The organism is Allobosea sp. LC85 (genome assembly GCF_000735605.1).
Classification (GTDB): domain Bacteria; phylum Pseudomonadota; class Alphaproteobacteria; order Rhizobiales; family Beijerinckiaceae; genus Allobosea.
The window spans coordinates 16,883-42,606 of the sequence record NZ_JPKG01000004.1 but is presented as its reverse complement, the minus strand read 5'-3'; the positions used below and the strand labels follow the sequence as shown (position 1 = coordinate 42,606).

At 65.1% G+C, this 25,724-nt stretch carries 20 protein-coding genes; 7 read left to right on the top strand and 13 right to left on the bottom strand.

Going from position 1 to position 25,724, the window contains the following annotated elements; translation table 11 throughout:
• Positions 1-5: 5 nt before the first annotated feature.
• The 5 genes from FG93_RS00200 to FG93_RS33245 form a co-directional block, all read right to left on the bottom strand.
• The gene (locus tag FG93_RS00200; RefSeq protein WP_052513157.1) at positions 6-1,757 is read right to left on the bottom strand and encodes a type I secretion system permease/ATPase; all 1,752 of its coding nucleotides are present in this window, start codon (positions 1,755-1,757) and stop codon (positions 6-8) included.
• A 178-nt stretch (positions 1,758-1,935) separates the two neighbouring features.
• A complete protein-coding gene (locus tag FG93_RS00195) occupies positions 1,936-5,190 on the bottom strand; it encodes an SdrD B-like domain-containing protein (RefSeq protein WP_043230462.1) in 3,255 nt (1,084 codons plus the stop codon).
• A 751-nt stretch (positions 5,191-5,941) separates the two neighbouring features.
• A complete protein-coding gene (locus FG93_RS00190) occupies positions 5,942-9,682 on the bottom strand; it encodes a DUF2339 domain-containing protein (protein ID WP_043230458.1) in 3,741 nt (1,246 codons plus the stop codon).
• 99 nt (positions 9,683-9,781) lie between these two features.
• Complete coding sequence (locus FG93_RS00185) at positions 9,782-10,051, bottom strand: hypothetical protein (RefSeq protein WP_043230456.1); 270 nt, start codon at positions 10,049-10,051, stop codon at positions 9,782-9,784.
• 358 nt (positions 10,052-10,409) lie between these two features.
• A complete protein-coding gene (locus tag FG93_RS33245) occupies positions 10,410-10,784 on the bottom strand; it encodes a hypothetical protein (protein WP_200878044.1) in 375 nt (124 codons plus the stop codon).
• 205 nt (positions 10,785-10,989) lie between these two features.
• Between FG93_RS33245 and FG93_RS33775 the strand changes: the two genes are divergently transcribed.
• From FG93_RS33775 to FG93_RS00165, 4 genes are all read left to right on the top strand, one after another.
• Entirely contained in the window at positions 10,990-11,115 is a 126-nt protein-coding gene (locus FG93_RS33775; protein WP_280114111.1) for a hypothetical protein, read from the top strand.
• A 755-nt stretch (positions 11,116-11,870) separates the two neighbouring features.
• A complete protein-coding gene (locus tag FG93_RS00175; RefSeq protein WP_043230455.1) occupies positions 11,871-12,059 on the top strand; it encodes a hypothetical protein in 189 nt (62 codons plus the stop codon).
• Between the two features lie 135 nt (positions 12,060-12,194).
• A complete protein-coding gene (locus FG93_RS00170) occupies positions 12,195-12,533 on the top strand; it encodes a hypothetical protein (RefSeq protein WP_043230452.1) in 339 nt (112 codons plus the stop codon).
• Between the two features lie 137 nt (positions 12,534-12,670).
• Entirely contained in the window at positions 12,671-15,022 is a 2,352-nt protein-coding gene (locus FG93_RS00165; protein WP_043230449.1) for a xanthine dehydrogenase family protein molybdopterin-binding subunit, read from the top strand.
• An 86-nt stretch (positions 15,023-15,108) separates the two neighbouring features.
• On the opposite strand, the gene FG93_RS00160 is transcribed toward FG93_RS00165, so the two are convergent.
• From FG93_RS00160 to FG93_RS00135, 6 genes are all read right to left on the bottom strand, one after another.
• Positions 15,109-15,939 (bottom strand): inositol monophosphatase family protein, encoded by an 831-nt coding sequence (locus FG93_RS00160; protein WP_052513087.1) that lies wholly within the window; start codon positions 15,937-15,939, stop codon positions 15,109-15,111.
• Positions 15,940-16,048: 109 nt separating this feature from the next.
• On the bottom strand, positions 16,049-16,852 hold the full coding sequence (locus FG93_RS00155) for an inositol monophosphatase family protein (RefSeq protein ID WP_043230447.1): 804 nt from the start codon (positions 16,850-16,852) through the stop codon (positions 16,049-16,051).
• Positions 16,842-17,570: an ABC transporter permease gene (locus tag FG93_RS00150; RefSeq protein WP_043230444.1), complete on the bottom strand. Its 729-nt coding sequence runs from the start codon at positions 17,568-17,570 to the stop codon at positions 16,842-16,844. The genes FG93_RS00155 and FG93_RS00150 overlap by 11 nt, the downstream gene beginning before the upstream one ends.
• Before the next feature lie 2 nt (positions 17,571-17,572).
• Complete coding sequence (locus tag FG93_RS00145) at positions 17,573-18,271, bottom strand: ABC transporter permease (protein ID WP_043230441.1); 699 nt, start codon at positions 18,269-18,271, stop codon at positions 17,573-17,575.
• 88 nt (positions 18,272-18,359) lie between these two features.
• Positions 18,360-19,157 (bottom strand): transporter substrate-binding domain-containing protein, encoded by a 798-nt coding sequence (locus FG93_RS00140; RefSeq protein ID WP_043230438.1) that lies wholly within the window; start codon positions 19,155-19,157, stop codon positions 18,360-18,362.
• 11 nt (positions 19,158-19,168) lie between these two features.
• Positions 19,169-19,945, bottom strand: coding sequence for an ABC transporter ATP-binding protein (locus FG93_RS00135; protein WP_052513155.1), 777 nt, complete (start codon positions 19,943-19,945; stop codon positions 19,169-19,171).
• Positions 19,946-20,129: 184 nt separating this feature from the next.
• On the opposite strand from FG93_RS00135, the gene FG93_RS00130 reads away from it, so the two are divergent.
• Entirely contained in the window at positions 20,130-21,611 is a 1,482-nt protein-coding gene (locus FG93_RS00130) for a PLP-dependent aminotransferase family protein (protein ID WP_052513084.1), read from the top strand.
• Between the two features lie 177 nt (positions 21,612-21,788).
• Positions 21,789-22,571 carry a 2-keto-4-pentenoate hydratase gene (locus FG93_RS00125; RefSeq protein ID WP_052513081.1) on the top strand — a complete coding sequence of 261 codons (783 nt, stop codon included), beginning with the start codon at positions 21,789-21,791 and terminating at the stop codon, positions 22,569-22,571.
• A gap of 189 nt (positions 22,572-22,760) precedes the next feature.
• Here FG93_RS00125 and hpaH read toward each other — a convergent pair whose 3' ends face one another.
• Complete coding sequence (gene hpaH / locus FG93_RS00120) at positions 22,761-23,564, bottom strand: 2-oxo-hept-4-ene-1,7-dioate hydratase (protein ID WP_043230435.1); 804 nt, start codon at positions 23,562-23,564, stop codon at positions 22,761-22,763.
• 3 nt (positions 23,565-23,567) lie between these two features.
• Complete coding sequence (locus tag FG93_RS00115) at positions 23,568-24,437, bottom strand: fumarylacetoacetate hydrolase family protein (protein WP_043230433.1); 870 nt, start codon at positions 24,435-24,437, stop codon at positions 23,568-23,570.
• A 492-nt stretch (positions 24,438-24,929) separates the two neighbouring features.
• On the opposite strand from FG93_RS00115, the gene FG93_RS00110 reads away from it, so the two are divergent.
• Positions 24,930-25,724 (top strand): IclR family transcriptional regulator, encoded by a 795-nt coding sequence (locus FG93_RS00110; RefSeq protein ID WP_043230429.1) that lies wholly within the window; start codon positions 24,930-24,932, stop codon positions 25,722-25,724.

Below are 25,724 nucleotides of genomic sequence, written 5' to 3'. Positions count from 1 at the left end.
ATCGATTACTCTGCGGCGCCTTCGGCAACGCGCCGGGTTGCCGCCGCTTTATCGGCCGAGGCGGCAGCGACCTGTCTGGCGGCCGCTGCGCCCAGGCGCGCTATGACGTCGTCGCGGGGGCCGAAGAGCTCAGCCACTCCGTCCCTCAGAACGAGGATCTTATCGACGATCCCGAGCACGCTTGGACGGTGAGAGATGATGACAACGGTCGCTTTGCGCTCCTTGAGCGCCAATATGCACTCTGCAAGCGCAATATCGCCGTCAGCATCCAGGTTTGAATTCGGCTCGTCGAGCACGACGAGACAAGGACTTCCGAAAACAGCCCGCGCAAGGCCGATCCGTTGCCGGCAGCCGCCGGACAGAGCCTCGCCGTTATCGCCGATCTGCGTGTTGTAATCGTTCTGAAGGCGCAAGATCATCTGGTGGACGCCCGCCAGGCCGGCAGCCTGCAGGACATCGTTGTCGTTACCGGCCTGGAAGCGACTAATGTTCGCGGCGACGGTGTCGGCGAAGAGCTCGATATTCTGCGGCAGGTATCCAATGTACCGCCCGATTGACGATCGAGGCCAAGTGGAAACGTCCGCGCCGTCGAGGCGGACAACGCCGGCGCTTGGCGCCAGAACACCGACGAGATGGCGAGCCAAGGTCGATTTACCGGCCCCGGTCGGGCCAATCACGCCGAGAATCTCGCCTGGCTCGAGCTTGAACGAAACCCCATGCAGGATCGGCTTGGCTTGCCCGGCAACGCCGAACGACAGCGCCTCAACGCTCAGGCATCCGGTTGGACGCGGCAGTGACAAAGTCCGCTCGGTGATGGGGCAGGTCTTCAGGTGACGATGCAATCTCCCGAAGGCGGCACGCGCGGCAATGATGTTGCGCCAGGAGCCAACGAGCTGTTCCACCGGTTGCAGGGCGCGCCCGAGCAGGATGCTTGCCGCAAACATGGAGCCCACGGTCGCCTCCCGGTTGATGACCAGATACGCGCCCAATCCAAGTATGAGAGATTGCATGGAGAGGCGGAGCAATCGGATGATGCTCGCCGTCACCGCGGCTCGGTCGCTCGCAACCAGCTGCTGGTCGATCATCCGGGATCGGTCCCGGCCCCAACGCGCCAACAGGCCCTCGGTCATCCCCATCGCCTGGACAACTTCCGTGTTGCGCAGGCTCGCCTCGGCAAAGCCGTAGCTGCGATTGGCGGCCTCGCTGGACTCCGTGAGGGGCCGCCTGACCAGCAGTTCGTTGAGCAGCGCCATCGCAATGAGCAACAACGCAGAGATCAGGGAAAATAACCCGAGCAAGGGGTGGAAACCAAAGATCACGGCGATGTAGATCGGTCCCCACGGAAGATCCAGGATCGAGTGCACGCCCGGGCCAGTGATGAACTGGCGAAAGGTGTCGAAGTCGCGCAACAGCTGCCCGCGCGATCCTGGTATCGCCGGCATATGCTCGATGATCGAGGTCATGACGCGGACGGCCATCAGGCGATCGAGGCGAAGGCTGGCTCGCGTCAGCACGCGAGCTCGTACAATATCGAGGCCCGCCAAGGCGAAGAGCGCAAACATCAATGCCAGGGTCAGCATCAATAGGGTGATGTTGCTCGCGCTCGGAATGACGCGATCGTAGATCTGTAGAGTGTAAATTGGTGCAGCAAGATAGAGGATATTGATCGCTATTCCGAAACACGCAGCCGCAACGAAATATTTTCGGCAAGCGCGAGCTGCGACCCGAAATTCGTCTCTGACATGTGCGTCATTCACATTGGACAAGCGAATAGCACTCCCCAGCCGGGCATATTTCTTAAGCACAACCTTTCGCCAATGACCGGCTCGAATTTGCAGGCTTTCGTGCCGAGCGTCCGCCGCGCCCTCTCGATTTGATTTCCACTCCGAGCGCGCGACGGTCGCATCTCCGCACAGGGCTCCTGGCGAGGATCGGTTACGCCGACGTCGCGATCTGGACCCCCAGAATACTCCCGTGGTTGTTGTATTCGTCGAGCAGGCTGCTGAGAGCTGCTCCGGCGGGCACATCATGCGTCGGATCGAATTGCGGGACCGGCGACACGCCGGTCACCGCAGTGCCTGCATCGGGACCATCGATGCCGACGCCCCAGTAGGACGAACTCGACGGCGTCTTCCAGGTTGCCGACTGAAGCGTCAGGCTGCCGTCTCCCCTGCCGTCAGCGGTTTCATCCGGCGTGCGGTTCTGCAGCCAATCGATCGCCCAGGAGATGACGTCCTTGGCATCGGTCACGGAGGCATTCGAGGCCTCGATCGGGTTGCCGGCCTGATAATTGAGCCAGGTGGAAACCAGGTGCCGAGCGATGATGAAACGGGAGTCCTGATCGTCCTTCTGGCTGGCGTTGAGAACCTTCAGCGCCTCGCTGATCGAGAAGTAAAAGGTGTTCTCGCCTAGGTCAGTCTCGCCGTTCAGGTTGAAGTCACCGACCAGCATGCCGGTCTTGTAGGCCCCGCCAACCGGATCCTGGACCTTCCCTGCCGTGTCGGGGCCGGCTCCGTCAGTGTCTGGGTTCGCATAGGGCGGCAACAGGATGTCGCTGTTTGCAAACCCGTTTGTTCCCGCCTGTTTGGGCTCATTTCCGGCGACGCCGTCCCAGAATTTCTGCCATGTGGTCTGCGCCCAGAAACCTGGCGTCCTCACGCCGGGCCCCACCGCAACAGGCACATGGGCATCATCGGAATCCGGCCCGGTCTCGTTGGTGGTCACAGTCGCGACATTGTCGAGGCTGCGATCACCCGCCAGCTCCGCATTGAGCTCAGCCTGGGTCAAGATGTGCTTGTAGGTATAGGTCCAGCTTTCTCCGACGTCGAGGATGCCATTGGCGTTGACGCTTTCCACCAGAACCGCATCATCCGCGGTCGTCGGGGTTGAACCGTTCGTGTCCAAAGTGACGACCGGCTGACCCTCGAACATGTCCCTCAGCACGACACCAGTGAGGCTGACATTGCCCGCGTTTGTCAGGACGACGGTGTAGTCGATGACGTCACCAGCATGATCGGCGATGCCATCCTTCACCGCAGCGCTCTTCGTGATGTCAACATCCGGATCGTAGACCACCGGCACGGAGGCGTCGTCGGTGTCGGGGCCGGTCTCGTCGGAATCGGCGGTCGCGGTGTTCTCGAGCTGGCCGTCGCCGCCGCCATTGCCGTCGATCTCGGCCTGGGTCACCGTGTGGGCCGCGGTGTAGCCCCAGGTCTCGCCGACCTCGAGCAGCGCGTCATTGTCGCCGACGATGTCGGCGCCGCGCACGAGCGAGCCGGCATCGGCATAGGGGTCGGTGACCGCCACGCCGGTCAGCGTGACGTTGCCGGTGTTCTGCACGCTGATCGCGTAGTTGATCACGTCGCCGGCCGAGTCGGCCGAGCCGCCGCTGCCGCCGGTCACGCTCGACACGTCCTTCACGATGTTCAGCGCCGGGTCGTAGACCACCGGCACGGAGGCGTCGTCGGTGTCGGGGCCGGTCTCGTCGGAATCGGCGGTCGCGGTGTTCTCGAGCTGGCCGTCGCCGCCGCCATTGCCGTCGATCTCGGCCTGGGTCACCGTGTGGGCCGCGGTGTAGCCCCAGGTCTCGCCGACCTCGAGCAGCGCGTCATTGTCGCCGACGATGTCGGCGCCGCGCACGAGCGAGCCGGCATCGGCATAGGGATCGGTGACCGCCACGCCGGTCAGCGTGACATTGCCGGTGTTCTGCACGCTGATCGCGTAGTTGATCACGTCGCCGGCCGAGTCGGCCGAGCCGCCGCTGCCGCCGGTCACGCTCGACACGTCCTTCACGATGTTCAGCGCCGGGACCGGGAGGAAGTTTCCGATCGGATCGACAACAACCGTCTGGCCGAGCGAGCCAATCGTCGCCGTCTCGAACGCTCCTGTCGTCTGCGTCAAACCAGCCGGCACAACTTCGTCGATCTGATGTGTGCCAAGTGGAACGCCGAAGAACGTGTAGTTGCCACTGGCGTCGGTCACGGTCGAGCGTTCGCTGGCGTCAAGCACGCCGTCCTTGTCCGCATCGATGAAGATCGTCACACCTTGGATGCCGGGCTCGCCAGCATCGCGGACGCCGTCGCCATCGAGATCGTTGAACTTCGTGCCGGTCAGCGCCCCGGCTGTCTGCAGGTTCCATTCCTCGAACCCGCCCTGGGACCGGTAGTCGCCGCCCTTGAAGCCCATTTCGGTATAGAGATACATGTAGGTCGTAGCCGGATCCGCGGCTCCGAAGTTGGATACCGGCACTAGCACGGCGTAATCGTCAGTGCCGCTACCTGTCGAAACTTCGCTCAGCAAAAGGGTTTTGTCGCCGCCGGCGTCCATATCGTAGACGAGCGTCTGCCCATTCAAAGCGGCGAGGGTTTCGATGCCGCCGTTCGACGATGTGAAAATCTTGAATGCATCGAGCGAGATCTGACCGTTCGGATTGCTGTTGGACTCGTTCAGATCGACGCGGAACTCGTAATAGGCGACGCCGTTGACGATCGTGATGGGAACGGTACTCAGAAGAACGGTGTGGGTCTTCGCCTGATCGATATTGTTGTTCGACGCATCGAGTGGCGGCGTGTCATCACTGTTAAAACCCCGTTCATTGCCGTCGTTGTCGCTGATCGCGAGAATCGTATTGTAATTGCCTGTGCCCGCACCGATGTTCGCCGAATCGAAGAAGACGGCACCGTTGACGGTCGTCGATGAGCCGGCCGTGCGCAGATCGATTTCTGTTGCATCCGTGAACGAAGCGGTGGCGCTTTGCCCAAGCGACACGTCATCAGCCGTACCGGCCACGCCATCGGAGCCTGTATCGATGGCGCTCGCAGTCAAAAGGAAGGTTTGATCGAGGGAATCGTCCGGGTTCACATACCAACTGGTGACGATCGTACCGTTGGCGATGCCATCGAGATCTCCCGATCCGCCATCCGTGACGTACCACGGTTCATGGCCGTCGCCGCCAAGCGTCTCGACTGCATCGTCAGCAGTGCCGTAGAGACCATCAGGACCAGGATCGGAAACGTGATCAACCTCGACGGCGATAGTGGCGCCGACCGCGAACCCGCCGGCCGTGATGGTGGCCGTGGCGCCTGGGGCGTAGTCATTGTAATCCGTCGTCGCGTAGGGAGCGGCCACGAGGGTTTCGTCAAGCGAGGTCGGGCTCGTCGAGGCTCCATTCGTATTGATAGAGTCAGTCATGGCCGTACTCCAGATTTGGTGTAATACGCCGACAACGCCGCTGACGATTTATTCACATATGCATTCCAATTTACTGTATTATCTCGAATTTCTACATGTGATATCTATATAATTCATAATAACAGTTCGATTATTGCTGGATATGGGTAAATTTGCGCCAGGACACGGCAAGATTTGCGGCGCCAGTCAACTGGGCACTCGATCGGGCGTTGAATGGAGGTAAAGTTCTGCCTTGTCGAACTGCGCGTCCGGGGAAGACTTGACGCGACCGGCCACATACTCCATCGCCTCTCACGCAGTATCTGCGTACGAGGCGGCGAGAACCAACACAACAACCACTGGGGACGGCCCATCAGCGCCCCTCTCCACTGGTACTAGTGAGAAAAGCGCCTCTACTTTCCCCAGCCATTAACCGCGCATTTACGCTAACATCGACATTGCTCGTTGCACAGCCAGAATCCGGCTGGGTAACGGAAATACATTATTGCGAGATCTTGGCGCGGCCGAAGCCGCGATCGCGTTGATTGGTATTTCACTTATCGAATATTTTATCAAACAAATTTATCTAATTATAGAATTGGTCAGACACAAATTGATAAAGTCTAAAATTTAATAAAAACAGATCTTCACGCTGAACCCACGAATAGATCGACGCTTATTTGTAGAAATTACTAGAAAAGAAAGATAGACCTTCTGCTGACGCAAACAAATTCTGCGTCGACATGATAAGAAAGGCGCGAAGACCCAAAACTCACCCGCGGGCTTGGTGGATTACGGCGCCCTGCTGCGCATTTTCCCGCTGCAGCAGGCGCTGATAAGCGAGGCCGATGCCGACCAGGCTGGCGCCGAGGCCGATGAAGGAGAGCGCCCGCAACAGCCCTTCCAGCCCGGACATGTCGACCAGGAAGGCCTTGCAGATCGCAATGGTGACGACCGCGAGCGAGGCCAGGCGCAGGTCCTTCGATTGCAGCCGGAAGCCGAGCGCCAGCAGCGCGACGCCATTGAGCAGGATCGCAGCGGAATAGGCGTAGAGCTCGGTTGCAGCGATGCCATCGGCCAGGAGATCGGGGCCGACGAACCAGCGCCGCACCTCGATCAACAGATAGGCGAGCGCGCCGATGATCGCCGTGCCGCCGAAGATCCGCCGCGGCAGCGCGGCTGCAACGAATTCGCGCGTCCAGCGCGCCGCAGCGAAGGCCAGCAGCGCGGGCAGGAGATAGCCGACCAGGGCATTGTCGAGGATGAACAGGCCGGCCAGGGGGACCTCGCTCAGCAGCGGGTTGGCGACGACGCCCGAGAGACCAGCGAAGACGGCGCAGGAGGCGATCGCCGCGCTCTCCGGACGCAGGGGCACAGCGCGCCCCTGGAGCGTGACCGTGCCGGCGATCATCGCCGCAATCGCCATGATGAAACCGATCGCGGCGTAGCAGCCGGCCTCGGCCAGCGTGACCGGCTCGCCTGAGACCAGCAGCGGCCCATGGAAGCCATGGCGCAGCAGCAGGAAGGCGCCGAGCGCCGTGCCCGCCCATGCGGTCCTGGCGAAGGCCCGGCTGATCCCGGGCCGCGCGTCGCGCAGCCAGAAGGCCGCGCCGGCAAAGGCGAGGACAGCCGCGCCATAGCCCCAGAGGATCCGGTTGAAGATGACCGGGCCGGCGACCCCGCTCTGATCGAGCATCGGATTGCGGGCGATGCCGAGCGCGAGCGCAGCCCAGCCGATCGCCGCGAAGGCGAGCGCGCGCAGGGCCAGACGGGTGACGCGGTTCTCGGCCGCCTCGTGCCAGATGCGCGCTGCCGCGGTCAGGGCGAGCAGCGTGATCGTCACGATGACCGCCTCGACGAAGCCGACCGTCTCGACCGAGCGCGGCGCCAGCTCCGGGCCGGCAAAGGCCTGCCGGACGATCAGGATGGCGCCAAGCGAGACCAGCACCGCTGCGCAGGCGGTCAGGCATTCGCCGATGCGGGAGCGCCCCTGCCCGCGATCGAGCCAGAAGCCGAGCAGGCCGAGCGCGCCGCCGGCCAGGACATAGAACAGGAGCCGGTTGAAGATCGGTGGCCCGAGCACCTCCGTGCCATCGAAGAGCGGATTGAGCAGGCCGCAGAGCCCGGCGAAACTGAGCAGGAGCAGGAGGCCAGCCGTGAGATCGGCGCCCCACGCGAAGACGCGCCCACCCAGGCGGCGCGCCAGGACCTGCAGGCCCGCGCCGATCAGGCCGAGCGCCACGACATGGGCGACAGCCTCCTCGAACAGGCGATTTCGCGGCAGGCCGGAATAATGGCCGGCGATCAGCCTGATGTCGGGGACAAGCTCGGGGCCGGCAAAGAACTGCCGGATCTCGAGCAGGATGAAGGCCGCGCCGAAGACAGCCGCCAGGGCCTCGTGGACGCTGCGCGGCCGGTCCTGCTTGCCACGCAGCGCGAGTGCGCCAATGGCGAAGCACAGGGCCGGCCCGGCATAGGCCGGGATGACCCAGTTGAGGAGCGGCCAGGAGCCCATCTCGGAGACGATCGGCTGCCAGAAAAGACGCGCGAGCGCGGCTGTCGCCAGGGCAGCCGACATGCTGCGCAGAAGCGGAATCGGCCGCAGGCTGGCGATGATCGCGACGCCGGCCGCCGCAACGGCAAGCCCGACCACGAGCCAGGTCTCGCGCAAGGCAAAGGCGACGGCGAGGCCAAGTGCGATCGAGCCGCCGGCGGCATAGGCGGCCGAGCCGATCAATGCCAGCGGATTTGACCGGGAGCGCGTGCTGCGCCGCTCGACCGGCAGCAGCATTTCCGACGCGGCAAACAGGGCGCCAGCGAGCAGGAGCGAGAGCGCGGCAAAACCCGTCGAGCGCTCGAAACCGTTGCTGCGGAGCGCCGTCGCCAGCAGCAGGCAGACCGGCCCGAGCGCGGAGGCGAAGCCGAGGCAGCCGCGGATGATGAAGCCGCCGGCACCGGCGCCCTTGCGCAGGAGCAGCGCTGAGAGGGGCAAGCCGCCGATGATCACGGCGAGCAGCGCCGCCGTCCACCGGAGGCCCGGCCCGGCATTGCCGGTGAGGCTCAGCCTGACGATGTCGAGGACGATGTCCGGCGAGAGCCCGAAGGCGCCCTGCACGCTCGGCCAGAGCAGCACCATGCCGGCGGCGGCGGCAGCGGCGAGCGGCGCCAGCGGGGCAAGATCGCCGTGCCGGACGGCGGAGATGATGGCGACCAGCACGGTCGTCAGGATGGCGAGATGCAGCGCGGCAGGCCCGCCATGGGCGGTCCACAGCACCCCGGACAGGACCAGCGGGGTGGCGATCGCGGCAAGGCCGATGCCGTCGAAACCCGCAACGGGCCAGGCACTTCCGGCCGCGCGCCCTTTCAGCTTCGGCCATTCCTTCAGCAGCGCCAGCGCCAGCACCGCGCCGACCATGAGCAGGAAGGAGGACCAGGTCGGGCTCTGCCCGGACAACCCGATCAGGGCGGTCCAGACGCCATGGCCGACCACGGCACCGAGCGTCACCACCCGGCTCGGCTGCCTTGTGTGCAGGAGAAAGGCGACGGACGTGACGAAAGCGAGGAACAGGGAGAGCGCGGAAAAGCTCGGCGCGGTGCTGGCGACCAGCAGCGGCGTCGCATAGGAGCCGACCAGGCCGAACAGGCCGAGCACCGGGCCGTGCAGCAGGGAGGCGGCAAGTGCCGCGAGCCCGATCAGCCCCATCAGCGTGAAGGCGAGGCCCGGCCCGATGAAGCCGTGGATCGCATGGGCGGCATAGACGACGCCGAAGCCACTGAGCACGCTGACGCCGGCGAGAACAGCGGGGATATTGGCGCCACCGAGCCGGCCGAGCGCGCCCGGCCTCTCGCTGAGATCGGCGAGCCGATCGCTCCGCCTGAGATATTCGCTGGCCGCGGCGGCCATGAGCGAGAAGGCTGCGCCCAACAGCAGCCGCATGCCGGGGCCAAAGAAACCGGCCTCGATCGAATAGCGGACCAGGAAGAGCCCGCCAAAGGCGAGCGCGATGCCGCCGACCCAGACGGCCCAGCGCGAGCCGATGGCCTCCTCGAAATCGCGGCGGGGCACTGCCGGCACGGGTTCCGGCGTGGCAACGGTATCGAGCGACGGCTCGATCTCCCCGTGCCGCGCCAGCTCCGTCATCGCGGCGGCCTGTTCAGGCGCGAGCGGCTCTGCCGCCACGATGTTGGCGGGCAGCGGGGCCGCGAGGATGGGGTCCGCGGCGCGTTCCAGCGTGGACTCGGCCGTCACGGCTGGATCTTCCGCCGGGGCAAGCTCGCGATGCAGCCTTTCGGCGGTGACAGCCTCGTCATCTGCCTCTGCCTGGGCCTGGCCAGGTTCGCCCCGGGCTTCGCGGAGCGTGGCGAGGGCAAGCCGGAGCTGGTCGATCTCCTCCTGCTGCTTCGAGACCAGGGCCAGCGCGCGATTGGCGCGCGAGAGGGAGGAGAAGGCGGCCCAGGGAATGGCGATGAGGAAGCCGAGAACGGCAAGGCCGAGAATCACCAGAGCTTCCAAGGCAGGCCCTCAACCAGAAGTCGATCGCCCCTGACACTTAGGGCACCGGGCCGGGAATTGTCTAATCGCGTGGGTCAGTACTCAGGTCCGGCCCCGATTTTATCCGGCCCGCTTGCTCACCTTCCAGATTGGCCCCCATGTCAGCATTCCGAGTATGGCGCCGATGACAAGTCCCACCGCGTTGACAGCGAGCACGTCCCCTTCCCACAGCCAAGGCGGAATGACATGTCCGCTGGCGCTGAACAGAGGCCAACCCTTGATTGCGACGACATAAACCGCGCCCACGCCGAAACTGACCGCCAAGGCCAGCAGGATGGTCAGCGTGATGGTGAGGACCATCGCGACGGCGAATGTGAGGAGCGGTCGCATCGTGTCACCGAAATATGGAACTCTGCGTCACCGTAGCTCGCAGGCTCGCCAGCCTGCAAACCGGTCAGCGGTATCGGCCGTCACAACGCCACGATCACTGAACGAAGTCAGCTGGGTGGCGACGGCAGCGCTGCGCGCTGGTTCATCCCTCAGGGTGCGAGAACCGCCAGTGTCCGGTCTGGTGGATCGTCAGGCGGAGAGCGGGCAGGCAGAGAGCGAACTCAGCCAGTCAAACACGAAAAGCCCGCCCTCCCTTTCGGGACGGCGGGCCAATGTCAGCAGGCAAGGGAGACAGTGATATTCCCTCTGAAGAACGATCATCCCTGTCCGGAGAATGCGTATCCGGGCAGGTTTTGGATCACCAGCGTTCGTAGTACCCGGGACGCGGACCATAGCTGGGACGCGGTCCGTAACCGGGCCGCGGTCCGTAACCAGGGCGCGGGCCATAGCCGGGGCGCGGTCCATAGCCCGGGCCGTAACCCGGTCGCGGGCCGTAGCCGCGCCCATACCCCGGTCCGCCGCGACCATAGCGCTGCTGGCGGTTGGCTTCCTGCATCATCATCAGCCGGCGCTGCTTGGCGGCGGTCATGCTGTATGCGACAGGCTGCCGATCGAGGCCGGCTTCCAGGCCTGCGGGCACAGCCTCGGCACGGGCCGGCGCCGGAGACGCAAGAGCGGCGCCGGCGAGCGCGATCGCCCCGATCATGCTCGCCAGAAGGGTCTTTCGGTTCATCTCGGATCCAATCCTCAGGGCCGCGTCGCGGAAAAACACGACAAGTCAGCGTTGCGGGGGAATCATAGCAACCCGGTTCTAGCTGATTTGTTCCGGCGTGGGACGCATGCGGCATGTGTCGCCACGACCTTGTGCACCGCAGCATAAATCCCCATATTCCGCCTGCCCAAGGCACCCTCCCTCACAATTTGAAAGGAGAGATTCGATGCTGGACAGGCACGATTCCGACTGCGTCGTCGAGACAGAACGCGAGCCCCGGAACGACCACGAAGAGCAGCAGGACGAGACGGATTTCTCGCCTCGCGCCTATCAGGAAGGCTTCTGGAGCTAAGCCCGAACACAGACGCTAGTGAGATCGGCGGCGGGCGGCCATTGGCTTAGCCTGCCGCCTGCGAAGGCGGAGCAGCCCATGCTGCGCCTGCACCAAACAGCAGTGCCAGCCCCGCACCAAAGGCGGCAGCGCCATTCAGCCCGGTGACAAAGGCGACCAGGGGCAGCCCCCAGAAGCCGGCCGGCGAGCTCCTGTTCGAGCGTCAGGGCATAGGGCGCCGTCAGGCCGAAGGACTGTGCCGCTTCGGGCGGCGCATCGGCTGACCGGCCCGGCCATATCCAGCGACGGCGCGGCTGATCAATTGGGGGCCCCCGTGGGATTGCTTTGCTGCATCTGCTGCCCTTCAGGCGTCCTGTCCCGACCATACTCGCGGTTCTGCCGGGTCTCGGCCGCAGAGGGCGGCCTGCTCGGCTCGGGGCGATTGGCGCCCGGCGCATGCTGTGTCGCGCCGCTGCCGGTGCCCTCCTGGGGCGCCATCCCGGAGGATCCGGAGCCGGTCCCCGTCCCTTCCCTGTGTTCCGGCCCGGCCATCGAAGGGGGTGGTGCCGGCTGGCCTTGAGCGTAAGCAGCGCATGGCAAGGCGAACAATGCCGCCCCGAAGACACACGCTCCCATGGGATTTGCTCGCATCGGAATCCTCCAGCGCGATTTCGCCTCACACGGAGGACCACAATCAGCTAACGTCAGCGCTGCGAGCAGGGTTCCAGCGGCCCGGAACCTGACATCGGGGCATGCAGAGGCCGGAGGTTCAGCCAATGCCGGAAAACGCGTCCAAGCAGGAGCTCGATGAGCAGATTGCGATTGCCCGGCGGAATATCGCCGATCTGATGGAGCAAGCCACCGCGACCTCAGGCTCGGGCGCGGAAGAGGCCATCGCGAACCGGCTCAACGAACAGCAGGACCGGCTCAACAAACTGCTGAAGCAGCGCGAGGCGATGGGGTAAGGCGGCGTTCCAAGGATTTGCGCTGAACGGCGGTTCGTAGCCCCCACGCTGCAATTGCATTTTCTGCCGTTAATATACGGCTAAGGACTGCCCCTCCATAATGCGGTGCACAGATCAACGGGCGCCAGAACAACCATGCGACGAGCAGGTGGTGTCATAGCGCTCTTCGCTGGCGCCATTGGCGTCGTCACCGGCTTCGTGACGCTCGGGCTGAAGGGCTTTGGGGCGAGCATCGGGGCCCCCTTCGCCCACACGATCTTCATGGCTGAGGGCGGCGGGCTGCTCTGCGCCCATGTCACGCTCGTGCTGGGCGCCGTCTGCATGAGAGCGACCTCCTGGCTGTCCGGAGGGCTCCTGGTGATGACCGCGCTCTGCGGGGTTTTCGTCGGTGGTCCCCATGTGTCGGCCTGCATGGTCCTGGCGCTTCTCGGCGGGCTTCTCGTCATTGCGGAAGCCGAAGCGATGCGCCGGTGAAGGTTCAGCCACGGGCGCGAAGTACGCCGCCTGAGGATACCGCCCATGCGACATCTGCACGACGGGCGCCGTCTTTTTCGGTCAGTCTAGCCGCGCCGCCTGCCGGTCGGCTCGCACGTCACTCATGGTACCTCCTGATGAATATGCACACGCCCTCAGCGGAGCTTTCGACGAAGCCATTCGAGGTCGGCCAGCCGGTCCCGCGCAACGAGGATCCGGTCCTCGTGCGTGGCGAGGGGCGCTATACCGACGATGTCTCGCTGGAGGGGCAGCTCTACGCCGCCTTCGTCCGCAGCCCGCACGCGCACGGCGTCCTGCGCGGCATCGATGTCTCGCACGCCGAAGCCATGAAGGGCGTCGTCGCGATCTATCGGGGGGACGATCTCGCGGGCCAGGGCTACGGATTGCTGAAATGCGTCGTCGAGATGCCGAACCGTGACGGCAGCCCGATCAGGAAGCCGGCCCGCACCGCATTGGCGAGCGACAAGGTCCGGTTTGTCGGGGACCCCGTCGCGATGGTCGTGGCCCGCACGGCCGTTCAGGCGCGCGATGCCGCCGAGGCCGTATTGCTCGACATCGAGATCCTGCCCGCGGTCACGGCCGGCGAAGATGCGGTCAAGCCGGGCGCGCCGCAGCTTTATGACGACGTGCCCGGCAATGTGGTCCTCGACTATCATTTCGGCGATGCCGGCAAGGTCGCCGCGGCCTTTGCGAGCGCCGCGCATGTCACGAAGCTGCGCATCGTCAACAGCCGCATCGTCGTGAACCCGATCGAGCCGCGTGCGGCGATCGGAACCTTTGACCGGAAGACGAAGCGCTACACGCTGCATGCGCCAAGCCAGGGCGCGTTCGGGATGCGCAACAACCTTGCCGCGGCAATGGGTGTGCCGGCGGAACGGATGCGGCTGATCACCGGCCATGTCGGCGGCTCCTTCGGGATGAAATCCTCGGTCTTCCCCGAATATGTCGTGCTGCTGCATGCCGCCCGCCTCCTGAAGAAGCCGGTGAAATGGACCGATCAGCGCTCAGAGAGTTTTGTCTCGGACTATCATGGCCGCGACATGGTCTTCGAGGCCGAGCTGGCGCTCGATGCGCGCGGCCGGTTCCTGGCGACGCGCTTCAGCGGCATCGGCAATATGGGCGGCTATCTCTCGCCGGTCGGGCCGATGATGGCGACGACGAATATCGGCAAGAACAGCATCGGCATGTACCGCACTCCGCTGGTGGAGGTGCAGACCCGATGCGTCGTCACCAATACGGCGCCGATCGGCGCCTATCGCGGCGCCGGGCGGCCCGAAGGCAATTACTTCATGGAGCGGCTGATCGATGCTGCCGCGACGGAAATGGGGATCGACAAGACCGTCCTGCGGCGGCGCAACCTGGTCGCGCCGCAGCAGCTGCCCTGGGCGACGCCGGTCGGGACGCTCTATGACAGCGGCGATTTCCCGGCCCTGTTCGCAGAGGCGCTCAAGGCGGCCGACTGGGGCGGCTACAGGGCGCGGCAGCGCCAGAGCCGGAAGGCCGGCAAGCTCCGCGGCCGCGGCATCGGCTGCTATCTCGAGGTCACCGCGCCGCCGAGCAATGAAATGGCCGGTCTCCATTTCGAAGCCGACGGCAGCGTGACCATCGTCACCGGCACGCTCGACTACGGACAGGGCCACTGGACGCCCTTCGCCCAGGTGCTGACGAGCAAGCTCGGGGTGCCCTTCGACAAGATCCGCCTCGTGCAGGGCGACAGCGATCGGCTGATCGCGGGCGGCGGCACCGGCGGCTCCAAGTCGATCATGGCGAGCGGCTCGGCCATCATGGAAGCGGGTGATCGCGTCATCGAGAAGGGCAAGCTGCTGGCCGCCCATTTTCTGGAAGCCGGCGTCGCCGATCTCGAGTTTGGACGCGGCCGGTTCACGATCGCCGGGACCGACCGCTCGATCGGCATCATGGAACTCGCGGAACGGGTGCGGACGGCGCCTCACCTGCCCAAGGAGCTACCCAAAAGCCTGGATGTCGACCATGTCTTCAAGGCGGCGCCATCGGCCTATCCCAATGGCTGTCATGTCGCCGAGGTCGAGATCGATCCTGAGACCGGAGAGGTCGCGGTCGTCAGCTATGTCATGGTCAACGATTTCGGCACGATCGTAAACCCGTTGATCGTCGCGGGGCAGCTGCATGGCGGCGTCGCGCAAGGGATCGGCCAGGCACTCTACGAGATGACGGCCTATGATGAGGCCGGCCAGCTGATGACGGGGTCCTATATGGACTACGCGATGCCACGCGCAGCCGACCTGCCCTTCTTCTCATTCGCCAGCCAGGGCAGCCCGACCGCGACCAACCCTGTCGGCGCGAAGGGCTGCGGCGAGGCCGGCTGCGCGGGCTCGCTGCCCTCGGTGATGAACGCGATCGTCGATGCGCTCTCGCCCTATGGCGTGCGGCATGTCGACATGCCGGCGACCCCGCAGGCGATCTGGCGGATCATCGACCAGGGGAAATGAGACGACGCCAGCGGCGAATCGCCGTCGCTGGCGCCCCGCGGAGCGCGGGTTCCCAAAAACCGCACTCCACTTCTGGGGCCGATGCTTCAGCAAACAGCGTTTGCGGCAGGGACGCTGCGGAAGATGTCGATGAACAGGCTGTGAAACTGGCGTGGGGCGACGACCAGGCTCCGGCAGTGCAGCGGGTCGCCCTCGCCATCGATCTCGGTCGCGATGCAGCCGGCCTCGCGGGCGATGATCACGCCCGCAGCGAGATCCCAGAGATCGAGCTTGGCTCCCGAGGTCCAGAAGCCGTCAAAGCGCCCTTCCGCGACATAGGCGATCTCGAGGGCAGCCGAGCCCGGACTTCTGATCCCTGAAACCTGCGGCATGATCGCCGCCATTTCGCGGGCGGCTTTGTCCGTGTCGCCCTTGCCGTTATAGGGGAAGCAGGTTCCGACGACGGCATGGGCGAGCGAGCTGCGCTTCGAGCCCGTGAGGCGCTGGTCGCCGAGAAAGGCGCCCTCTCCCTTCGCGGCCCAGAACATGTCGTGGCTGAGCGGATGATAGGTGACGCCTGCCGTCACCTCGTCGCCCTCCATCAGCGCCAGCGACACCGAAAACTGCGGGATGCCGTGCAGGAAGTTGTTGGTGCCGTCGAGGGGATCGATGATGATCCTGCGACCGTCACCGGCGCCGGAGGAGGCGCCGCTCTCTTCGCCGAGCACCGCAAGATCGGGCAGCATGTCGCCGAGATGCGCGATGATGAGCCGTTCGGATTCGATATCCGCGGCGGAGACGAAATCCGACGGCCCCTTCTCCAGGATGGGCAGGGCGGCGAGGCGGGCAAAATTCCCGGCGAGCGATGCGCCGCCGATCTGGGCAGCCTCCTTCATGCACTCGACGATATGGCTCCTGGAACGGGTGCGGTCATGCATGGGAAAGCCTCGACTGGGGCATGGGAAAGCTTCGGATGGTCGGCGAGCCCGGCGCGATGCCTGGGCCTTGGCGGAACTCGGGGTCTGGAATGCGAAATCGCCTGCCCGCTCAGGCAGCCGGCATGGTCCGGTGCGAGGGCGCGATCCTGCGCAGCGCGGCAGCGTGCAGGGCGGGGTTTGCCGCGGCCAAACATTGCCCGCCTGAGCGGATCGTCAGCGGCGCACCGTCCCAATCCGTCATCACACCGCCGGCATGGGTGATGACGGCGACATGCGCGAGATAGTCATGTGGATTCGTGAAGCGGTCGATCGCGATGTCGATCGCGCCGGAGGCCAGCCGTCCGTAGGAATAGCAGCTGCCGCCATAGACGCACCAATGGACGGAGGAGCGCAGGGCCCTGAAGGTCGGCAGGCTGTCCTCGTCATAGAGCTCGATATTGCTCGTCGACATCACCGCTTCCGACAGGACGCGCCGGCTAGAGGTCGTGACGCGCGCGCCGTTCAGCGTCGTCGGAAAGCCCTCCGCCCCGATCCAGCGCTCCCGCGTCATCGGCTGGTCGATGACACCGAGGATCGGGACGCCACGATGGGTGAGCGCGATGAGCGTGCCGAAGACCGGAATGCCGGCGACGAAGGCCTTGGTCCCGTCGATCGGGTCGATGACCCAGACAAAATCCTCGTCGATTCCGTGCGACCCGAACTCCTCGCCCAGGATGCCATGGCTGGGATAGGCCGCTTCGATGCGGCGGCGGATCTCGGTCTCGGCGCGCCGGTCGATCTCGGTGACCGGGCTGTCGTCACCCTTGGAGATGAAGGCGTTGTTGTGCCTTGCCCCCTCGCGGATGATCTCGCCGCTCGCCTCGACCAGTTCCTGCGCGAAGGCGATGAAATTCCGGATGTCGCTAGTCGGCATGTCTGACCTGTCCAGGGATTGCCGCGCTGCTCTTGAGCGGGCGCTGGTGCTTGCTGAGGCTGTATTCGGCGAATTTGAAGCAACGGGTGATGACGAGCGTGATCGAAAGATAGATCAGCGCGGCCATGATGAAGATCTCATAGGGCGAGAACGTATCCGCCACGATGGTGTTGGCCACGCCGGTCAGTTCCATCAGCGTGATCGTGCTGGCGAGCGACGTGCCCTTCAGCATGCCGATGGCCTGGTTGCTGTAGGCCGGCAGCATCAGGCGCAGCGCAATCGGCAGCACGATCAGCCGCTGGACCTGGAAGGCCGACATGCCGCAGGCGCGCGCCGCCTCGATCTCGCCGGCGGGCACGCCCTGGATCGCGCCGCGCAGGATATTCGCGGTATAGGCGGCGGAATGCAGGGCACAGGCCAGCAGGGCACAGATGAAGGGCTTGCGCAGATACGGCCAGAGAAAGCTCTCGCGCACGAACTCGAACTGCGCGAGGCCGTAATAGACGATGAAGATCTGGACCAGCAGCGGCGTGCCGCGAAAGAAATAGACGAAGCAGTAGATCGGCGCCCGCACAGCCTTGCTGCCGTTCGCGTAGAGGATGCCGAGCGGCAGGGCGAGCACGAAGCCGATGATCTCGGTCAGCAGCAGGAGCTGCAGGGTGACGACCGCCCCTTCGAGCAGGCGCGGGATGCTCTCGATCATGAGCGAGATGTCCATGATCAGACCCTCCGCACGCCGCGGTTCGCGCGGGTTTCGAGCAATTCGATGATGAGGGAATTGATGATGGTCAGCGTGAGATAGATGACCGCCGCGAGCAGGTAGAAATGGAACGGGCTGCGCGTCACCGAGGTGGCGAGATAGCTGACGCGCATCAGCTCCTCGAGGCCGACGACCGAGATCAGCGAGGTGTTCTTGATCAGCGAGATCCAGATATTGCCGAGGCTCGGCAGGGCATAGCGCCACATCAGGGGCATGCGGATATGGATGAACAGCGTCAGCGGCGACATTCCGAAGGCCTTGGCGGCTTCGATCTGCCCCGGCGGGATGGCGAGAAAGGCCCCCCGGAAGATCTCGGCCGCATAGGCGCCAAAGACGAGGCTGAGCGCGAACACGCCGGCTGCCATCGCCGGGATCTCGACATAGACCTCCGGTCCCGCGATCCAGCGCAGCATCGCCGAGAGCGCGACGGTGCTGCCGAAATAGACCAGCAGGATGATGAGCAGTTCGGGCGTCCCGCGGACGCTGGTCGTGTAGAAATCACCCGCCGCGCGCAGGAAGCGCGACGAGGAAAGCTTGGCGAGCGCAACCGCAAGGCCGATCGCCAGGCCCGCCAGCAGCGACAGGAACGCAACCTGGAGCGTGACCATCGTGCCCCAGAAGAGCTGCGTTCCCCAGCCCTGGAAGAGGTCTGCCGTCATGGATCGGTCCTGTCGGGGCGAAGATCGCGCGGGGCCGTTTCAGCCGCGCGGGCGGTGCCGGGCGGCGGCTGGCGCCACCCGGAGGGGATCATGGGGTCCAGACGCTGGGGAGCACCGTGAACTTCCAGTACTTCTGGTTGATCGTCTTGAAGGTGCCGTCGGCGAACATGCCCTTCAGCGCATTGTTGACCTTGTCGAGCAGTTCGGGCTCGTTTTTGCGCAGTCCGACGCCGACACCGGGTCCGAAATACTTGATGTTCTCGAGTTCGGGGCCGATATACTTGAAATTCTTGCCCTGGGCGTCCTCGAAGAAGCCCTCCATCTTGATCGGCCCGGCCATGATCAGGTCGACGCGGCCGGAGACGAGGTCGAGCAGCAGGGTCTCGTAGTTCTCGTAGCGCGAGATCTGCACGCCGGGGAACAGTTCGGTGAAATAGCGGTCATAGGTGCTCGAACGGATCAGCCCGACAACCTTGCCGTCGAGGGCCTTGGGATTGGGCTGGCCGTCGGCGGTGACGGGCGCGAGCGTGGATGATTTCGGACCGACGAACCGGCCGGTCGACGAGCGATAGGGGATGCTGAAGTCGATGCTCTTCTGGCGCGCTTCGGTGATCGAGAGGCTCGCGAGGATGAGATCGAATTTGCGCGCCGTCAGGGCCGGGAGCGCACCATCGAGCGATTGGCAGACGAATTTGAGGTCAAATCCTTCGCGCTTGCCGATCTCACGCGCGATATCGACGTCGAAGCCGGCCAGTTCGCCGCTCGCGGTGCGGTAGTTGAAGGGTGGATTGGTGCAGTCGGTCCCGATCTTCACCTCGCGGGCGAAGGCGGTGCCGGCCAGCAGCAGCGCTGCGCCCGACAGGAGGGCCAGTGCGGTCTTTCTCATGGTTCTTCTCCTCAAAGAACGCGCTGCAGAAAGCGCCTGCACCGCTCCGACGTCGGATTGCCGAAGATCTGATCCGGGCTGTTGCGCTCCTCGATCTTGCCCTCGTGAAGGAAGAGCACCTCGTTCGAGACTTCGCGGGCGAACGCCATTTCATGGGTCACGACGATCATGGTCCGTCCCTCCTCGGCGAGAACGCGCATGACGCGCAGCACCTCGCCGACGAGTTCGGGGTCGAGCGCCGAGGTCGGCTCGTCGAAGAGCAGCAGCTTGGGCTCCATCGCCAGGGCGCGGGCGATCGCGCAGCGCTGCTGCTGGCCGCCGGAAATATGGGCGGGGTAGTGATAGCGCTTGTCGAACAGCCCGACCTTCGCCAGCAGGGCCTCGGCACGTTCGATCGCCTCGGCCTTCGCCACGCCCAGCACCTTGATCGGCGCGATGGTGACGTTCTCGAGCACGGTCAGGTGGCTCCACAGGTTGAAGCTCTGGAACACCATGCCCATCCGGCTGCGGATCCGGCTGATCTGCCTGGCATTGAGCACCGGCGGGCGGTTTCCGCTGCGCTGGAGCTTGATCTCCTCGCCCTCGAAGGAAATCGTGCCGGATTCCGGCGTTTCCAGCAGGTTGATGCAGCGCAGGAAGGTGCTCTTGCCCGAGCCGCTGGCGCCGATCATGCAGATCACGTCCCGTTCGCGGGCCGCGAGGCTGACACCCTTGAGAACGGGAAAGTCGCCATAGCTCTTGTGGATGACGTCCGCGGTGAGGACGGTCTTCGCCTCCGGTCGAGACACGGTATCCTCCCCTTTGCACTGCTGGACCGGCTTTGCCCGATCTCGATTGGCAGGGACGGTATCGGCGGCCAGATGCCGTCTCAAGTACCAATTCTTTCAAATGATGCAGACCAATTGTGCGGAGCCGCTTGACCCTGCCGCATGCCGGCGGCTCAATCCGATCTCGTGAAGGGTGCAGCAGGACATGAATTCGGCCTTCAACTATCCGTTCTGGAACGCGCTCGCGCTGGCGCGGGACGGGCCGGAACCGCTCTACGACCAGATCGCGGGACAACTCCGTGCGATGGTCGTGGCCGGGGCAATCCCCCGCGGCGCACGTCTGCCACCGCAGCGAAAGCTCTCGGACGAGCTCGATGTCTCCCGTTCGACGATCGTGCTCGCCTATGCGCGCCTGAAGAACGAGGGCTATGCGCATGGCCGCACCGGCGCGGGCACCTATATCGAGACCGACCTGCCGGAGGATCTGCATCGCCGCCTGGACGCCCCGGCACCGGCCAGCCCGCCGCGACAGCCCCGCATCCTGGCCCGGCGCGGCAGCGCGCTGATGGGCCTGCCGCTCCCGAGCGAGCGTGAACTCGGCTACGATCTCAGCCCCCTGCTTCCGGCGCTCGACGAATTGCCGTTCAGCGACATCCGGCGCAGCACCGCCGAATACTGGGGTTCGGAGCCCTGGCCCCAGTTCAGCTTCAGCGAGCGCCTCGGCCTGCCCGCCCTGCGCCAGCAGATCGCGAAATATCTCGGCGAATACGAGGGCGTGCCCTGCGCGGCCGAGCAGATCGCCGTCGTCGCCAGCACGACCCAGGCCTTCATCCTTCTCGCCCAGTTGCTGCTCGATCCAGGCGACGGCGTCATCGTGGAGGATCCCGGCTATCCGACCCGCGTCGCGGCGCTCGTGGCGAATGGCGCCCGCGTTCTGCCGCATCCAGTGGATCACGACGGGCTCTGCGTCGATGGCTTCAGCGCAGAAGCGGACACCGCCCGGATGGTGATCGCCTCGCCGACCAACCAGTTTCCCTATGGCTCGACGATGCCGATGGCGCGCCGGCTTGCGCTGCTGGCCTGGGCCCGCGCCAGGGATGCCTGGGTGATCGAATATGATTACAGCAGCCCGATCGGCATCAACCGCCAGCCGCTGGCCTCATTGCTGTCGCTCGACACCGATCAGCGCGTCATCTTCATCGGCAACATCAACCGGATCTTCTCCCCGTCGCTTGGCCTGACCTATCTGGTCCTGCCTCCCGATCTGGTCGAGCTGTTCTACCGGGCCAAGCTGGTCTTCTCCTGCTATTTGCCGCCGCCGCTGCAGCAGATGGTGGCCGATATCATGGGCCGGGGGGTGCTGGCCCGGCATGTGCGGCGGATGCGGCTTCTGTATCGCGAACGGGCGGCCATCCTCGTCGGGGCCCTGCACGAGGCGCTCAGCGATCGGCTGGTCATTCCCGAGGTGACGGCGGGGCTGCATCTGACCGCGCATGCGCGCGGCCCTCTGAGCGACCGCGCGATCACCGATGCGGCCCGGCAGCGCGGCATCGATGTGCCGGCCCTGTCCCGCTATCGGCTGCAGAGCCAGGAGGCGACGGGCTTCATCTTCGGCTTCGGCAATACCGCACCCGAGCGCATACCGCCGGCGGTGCGGCGCTTTGCCGAGGTCGTGGCTGCGACCTAAAGCTTCGGCCCGAAAAGTGGATCGCGTTTTTCGGGGCAAAGCCGATGCAAACACAAGAAGGTTAGATCGTCGGACCGGATACGATATCCGGTCCGACGATCTAGCAAGGCCGTGGCGAAGAACTGCAAATCTAAACGCCGGGCTCAAAGAGGCACCGGCCGGGGGGAGGACGAGGTGATGGATGTGAATGGTCTGGCGCAGAGGTTGATGCGCGAGCACGAGGAACAGGTGCGCTTCCGCCCTTTCGCGGCGGCCGGCGGCATCGCTTCGCTCGACGACGCCTACAGGGTGCAGGATCGCTATGTCTCGCTGCTGCAGACCCGGTTCGGCGAGAGCGTCGGCTACAAGATCGGCCTGACCTCGCAGCGCATGCAGAGGATGTGCGGCATCGACCAGCCGATTGCCGGGGTCGTCCTCGCTGACCGGCTGCACCGCTCCGGCGCCCGGGTCCAAATCTCCGGCTATGGGCGGATCGGTCTCGAATTCGAGATCGCCGTGCGCCTGGCGAGCGATCTTCCGATCAGTGGCCCCGCTTTCACGCCCGAGACGATTGCTGCCCATGTCGGCGGCGTCTGCGCCGCGATCGAGATCGTCGACGACCGCGCGGCCGATTATGCCGAACTCGACGTGCTCTCGCTCGTCGCCGACAATTCCTGGAACGGCGGCATCGTCCTCTCCGCGTTCCGCAGCCCATGGCCTGAGCTGGATGCGGTCACCGGGGTGGTCCACCGCAATGGCGTCGAGATCGACCGCGGCCACGGAAGGGACGTGCTCGGCCACCCTTTCTCGCCGCTGGCCTGGCTGGCGAACGCACTCGCAGCCAAGGGCCGGAGCCTGCGTGCCGGCGATGTGGTCATGACCGGCAGCCTCGTCACCACCCGTTTCCCGACCGAGACGGAAACCTACAGCTTCGAGCTCGAGGGCATCGGAGCCGTCGCGCTCACCGTCGAAGCCGGCTGAACCAAGGGGGGCTCGACTTCGCCCTTCGACGGGATGCCGGCCGGCCGCCCCGTCGCCTCACGGGCCGCTTGAAGCGACCGGCGCGCGCCTAGAGCACCGGACCGGATATCATATCCGGTCCGATGCTCTAACCTGCTGTGTTTGCATCGGCTTTGCCCAAAACCGCAATCCACTTTTCGGGCCGATGCTTTATTCGAAGAAGCAGCTGACGCTGCCCAGCGGGCCGTAATCGCCGGTGATGGTGTCGCCGTGTCGCGCTTCCACCGGGCGAATGAAGGAGCCCGCCAGGACGATCTGGCCGACCTCGATATGATCGCCATAGGCCGCGAGCCGGTTCGCAAGCCAGGCGACGCCACGGGCGGGATGGTTCAAGACGCCGGCTCCGAGCCCGGTCTCCTCGACCTGGCCGTTGCGCGAGACGATGGCGCCGACCCAGCGCAGATCGACCTGGTCCGGTCGCATGGCGCGGCCACCCAGGACGATGCCGGCATTGGCAGCATTGTCGGCGATCGTGTCGACGATGGTGCGGGCCTTCCCGCTCTGCGGATCGACGCGCAGGACGCGGGTATCGAGGATCTCGAGCGCCGGAGTGATGTAATCGGAGGCATTGAGCACCTCGAAGATCCCGATATTGGGGCCCTTCAGCGGCGCCTTCATCACGAAGGCGATCTCGGCCTCGATCCGCGGCTGGATGAAGCGGTCCTTCGGCACGCTGTCGCCATCGGCGAACATCATGTCGTCGAACAGCACGCCGGAATCCGGGATGTCGATATTCAGCGCATATTGCATCGCCTTCGAGGTGAGGCCGATCTTCCAGCCGATCACCTTTCGGCCGGCGGCGATCTTGCGCTTCACCCAGGCTCCCTGGACGGAATAGGCGTCGTCCATCGTCATCTGGGGATGCCTGAGCGACATCAGCCCGGTCTGGCTGCGCGTCCGTTCGGCCTCGTCGAGGCTGAGCGCCGCGGCGGCGATTTCATCGGATGTCAGCATCGGTCAGGCCTCGTCGGCGATGGTGTTGCGGAGCAGGCCGATGCCCCCGGCCTCGACCTCGACGACGTCACCGGGCTTCAGCCAGACCGGCGGCTCCAGGCGAGCCCCTGCCCCGGTCGGGGTGCCGGTAACGAGGATGTCGCCCGGCACAAGCGTGGTGAAGGTCGAGATGTAGCTGATGATCCGGCGGAAGGAGAAGACCATCCGGCTGGTGCGGTCCTCCTGGCGCAGCTCGCCATTGACGCGGGTCGTCAGCGCGATATCAGCGATCTGCGCCTCGTCGCTGAAGGGAACGAGCCACGGCCCGATGGAGCCCGAGCGGTCGAAATTCTTGCCCTGCGTGACGTTGAACTTGGCGTGCCGGACCCAGTCCCGGATCGTCCCCTCATTGCAAAGCGACAGGGCCGCGACATGGTCCAGCGCGTCGCGCTCGGCGATACGGCGTCCCGATTTGCCGATGACGATGACGATCTCGCCCTCATAATCCAGTTGCACGCTCTCCGGCGGGCGGATCAGCGGCTGGTCATGGCCGGTGAAGGATCGCGCAAAGCGCGGGAACAGCGATGGATTGGCCGGGGCGGCCTGGCCATCCCCGTACTCGGCGTTGCGATCGGGAAAATTGACGCCGACGCAGATGATCTTCTCCGGCGCCGCGACCGGAAGCTCGTAGCGGATCGCCTGGAACGGCAGATCCGCGGAAAGCCCGGCCGCCGCTTCGGCGAGCGGTTCGAAGGCCCCCTCGGCGACCACCTCCTTCAGGCTCGGCCACTGAGCCGAGAAGCGGCGGGACAGATCGACAATGCCGCCCTCCACGGCCAGGCCGTATCCGACGCGGTTTTCGGCGGAGAAGCTGACGAATCTGGGGGCGAGCATGAATCCGGTCCTTCTGTCGCCTCGCGCCTTCGGCGGAGAACCATGCCTTCGAGAGTTGATGGCCCGGGGTGGCGACGCGGGGGGCTGGCCTCAGCAACAATGCAAAGCCACACCGCCACTCAGTATATAATTACCATGTTAATTAGATAGCAATGCCCGATCAAGAGGCGGTCTGGCCTTTTCCCCCTCTCCGCCCTTCCCGTCACGGGGTCGCCGCGGTCAGGTCGGGAAAACGAGCGACCGGCGCCGGCAGTTCTGCGTCAGCGCGCGATCGCGACCTGATCCGTTGCCGAGCCCTGCTGCCCGCCCCAGCCTGCCCTCGCGGTGCGGCGAAGACTCCCCTCCCCGTTGGCGCCCACGCCGATCCCCCGTCAGCATTCTGACCCCACGGACGATCCGACCAACGCTTGACAGCCCGCTCGATCAACCCATAGCATATCAAATAACAAAATGATATTTCATTATATGAAATGAAACACAGAGGGACGCTCCTTGACGCTCGATACCGACAAAGCCTCCGCCAAAGCTGTGCCTGCCGGCACAAGCACGCTCGATCTCGCCCTGCGGGCAGTCGAATATCTGGTCCTGCAGAGCCGCCCCGTCGCGCTGGCGCAGATTGCCGAGGCGCTCTCCTCCTCCAAGGCGACCATCTACCGGCATCTGGTGACGCTGCAGCGCCACGGCTTCGTCCGCCAGGATCCGAATACCGGCCGCTACGATGCCGGAATCAAGCTGATGGTCCTGGGCGAGGCGCTGCGGCAGCGCTTCGATATCGTCTCGGCGGCACGCGAGGAGCTGATGACCCTGCGCGACCGCACCGGCCAGGCGGTCACGCTTTGCGACGTGATCGATGAGGAACTGATCGTCCTCGAGCTGATCCAGGGCCGCACGATGATCGAATTCGCGATGCGGCCGGGCACGCGGCTCGCCTTCCACGCCAGCGCGCATGGCAAGATCTGGCTCGCCTTCGGCTCGCCGGAACGCAGCCGCGCTGTTGCCGCCGGCGAGTTGAAGGCGTGGACGCCGAGCACGATCGTCTCCGGGGAGGCGCTGCTGGCGGAAATCGCACGCGTCCGCGAGCACGGCTGGGCCACCGCACCCGACCAGGTGATCACCGGCGTCAACACGCTGGCCGCCCCGGTCTTCGACCACCGCAAGGCACTGGTCGGCTCGATCGCCATCGTCGGCGCCACGCAATTCATCGCGCCAGAACCCAATCCCGAACAGATCCGCGAAGTCGTCGGCGCAGCCGCACGCATCTCGCGCGGATTGACCTGGAAAGACTGA

Coding starts and splice junctions, on each gene's coding strand:
- FG93_RS00195 (WP_043230462.1), bottom strand. CDS start 5,190: ATGACTGACTCTATCAATACGAATGGAGCCTCGACGAGCCCGACCTCG.
- FG93_RS00185 (WP_043230456.1), bottom strand. CDS start 10,051: ATGCGACCGCTCCTCACATTCGCCGTCGCGATGGTCCTCACCATCACG.
- FG93_RS33245 (WP_200878044.1), bottom strand. CDS start 10,784: ATGAACCGAAAGACCCTTCTGGCGAGCATGATCGGGGCGATCGCGCTC.
- FG93_RS33775 (WP_280114111.1), top strand. CDS start 10,990: ATGCTGGACAGGCACGATTCCGACTGCGTCGTCGAGACAGAACGCGAG.
- FG93_RS00175 (WP_043230455.1), top strand. CDS start 11,871: ATGCCGGAAAACGCGTCCAAGCAGGAGCTCGATGAGCAGATTGCGATT.
- FG93_RS00170 (WP_043230452.1), top strand. CDS start 12,195: ATGCGACGAGCAGGTGGTGTCATAGCGCTCTTCGCTGGCGCCATTGGC.
- FG93_RS00165 (WP_043230449.1), top strand. CDS start 12,671: ATGAATATGCACACGCCCTCAGCGGAGCTTTCGACGAAGCCATTCGAG.
- FG93_RS00160 (WP_052513087.1), bottom strand. CDS start 15,939: ATGCATGACCGCACCCGTTCCAGGAGCCATATCGTCGAGTGCATGAAG.
- FG93_RS00155 (WP_043230447.1), bottom strand. CDS start 16,852: ATGCCGACTAGCGACATCCGGAATTTCATCGCCTTCGCGCAGGAACTG.
- FG93_RS00150 (WP_043230444.1), bottom strand. CDS start 17,570: ATGGACATCTCGCTCATGATCGAGAGCATCCCGCGCCTGCTCGAAGGG.
- FG93_RS00145 (WP_043230441.1), bottom strand. CDS start 18,271: ATGACGGCAGACCTCTTCCAGGGCTGGGGAACGCAGCTCTTCTGGGGC.
- FG93_RS00140 (WP_043230438.1), bottom strand. CDS start 19,157: ATGAGAAAGACCGCACTGGCCCTCCTGTCGGGCGCAGCGCTGCTGCTG.
- FG93_RS00130 (WP_052513084.1), top strand. CDS start 20,130: ATGAATTCGGCCTTCAACTATCCGTTCTGGAACGCGCTCGCGCTGGCG.
- FG93_RS00125 (WP_052513081.1), top strand. CDS start 21,789: ATGGATGTGAATGGTCTGGCGCAGAGGTTGATGCGCGAGCACGAGGAA.
- hpaH (WP_043230435.1), bottom strand. CDS start 23,564: ATGCTGACATCCGATGAAATCGCCGCCGCGGCGCTCAGCCTCGACGAG.
- FG93_RS00115 (WP_043230433.1), bottom strand. CDS start 24,437: ATGCTCGCCCCCAGATTCGTCAGCTTCTCCGCCGAAAACCGCGTCGGA.